The organism is Psychrobacter sp. 1Y4, assembly GCF_051847555.1.
Genome location: NZ_JBPYDE010000182.1, coordinates 1 through 1,010 on the forward strand (window position 1 = coordinate 1; position 1,010 = coordinate 1,010).

The following is a 1,010-nucleotide window of genomic DNA, read 5'->3' on the forward strand; positions in this document are numbered from 1 at the left end:
CGGTATGACGGAGCTGTATTTTTTCAATAACCAGCTACTGTACATGACGATTGGGTTAATCGTTGCCATTATCCCTTATTATGGTGTGTCGTTACGGACGCTATATAAGACTGAAACGCAGTTTCTTCTGTTGGGTATCACCGGTATTTTGCTAGTGGCAACGCTGTTTAGTACACCTATTAATGGCTCTAAACGCTGGCTCACGCTAGGAGGCTTTAACTTTCAGGTAGCAGAATTGGCCAAGCTGGTCATGATTGTGTTTGTCTCTGATTTTGTGGTGCGTCGCTCTTTTGAAGTTCGTAATGGTCTAGATGGCTTTTTACGAATTATGTTAGTAGTGGCACTGATAACGATACTGCTATTGTCGCAGCCAGATTTTGGTTCTTTCGTCGTTATTTTGGGGACGCTGTTCGCGATTTTTTATATCGCTGGAGCACCTTACAAGCACTTCTTAGCATTGGGCGCGGCTGCCGTTGGTGGCGCAGTGTTGATGGTGACCACGGCAGAGTACCGATTGGTACGTGTGATGTCGTTCATGGATCCGTTTGATGATGTGCAGGATACCGATTATCAGCTGGCACGTAGTCTGATTGCTTTTGGCCGTGGACAGTTCACTGGGGTTGGCTATGGCGAAAGTGTGCAAAAACTGTCGCATTTGCCTGAGGCGCATACTGACTTTTTATTGGCGATTACGGGTGAAGAGTTGGGCTTTGTTGGTGTTAGCATGGTATTGATACTCGAAGCACTGATTATCGGTAGTGCGATGCGTATCAGCTACAACGCGCTAAAACGTCGCCAAATGCGCATGAGCTATACCGCGTTCGGTATCGGTGTGGTGTTTATTGCGCAGACGATTATTAATGCGGCGATGAACATGGGTGCCATTCCTACCAAAGGCCTCACCATGCCGTTCTTTAGTTATGGCGGTTCTTCAATGTTGATTAGCTTGGTGATGGTGGCTTTATTATTGAAAATATATAAAGAAAGCCCCGAAATTGAAAAAAGCCAAT

At 45.7% G+C, this 1,010-nt stretch carries 1 protein-coding gene; it reads left to right on the forward strand.

The window, feature by feature from the left end:
• Nucleotides 1-1,010, forward strand: a 1,010-nt coding sequence (locus ACS8FC_RS15120; protein WP_439297375.1) for a peptidoglycan glycosyltransferase FtsW, incomplete at both ends; no start/stop codon positions are given.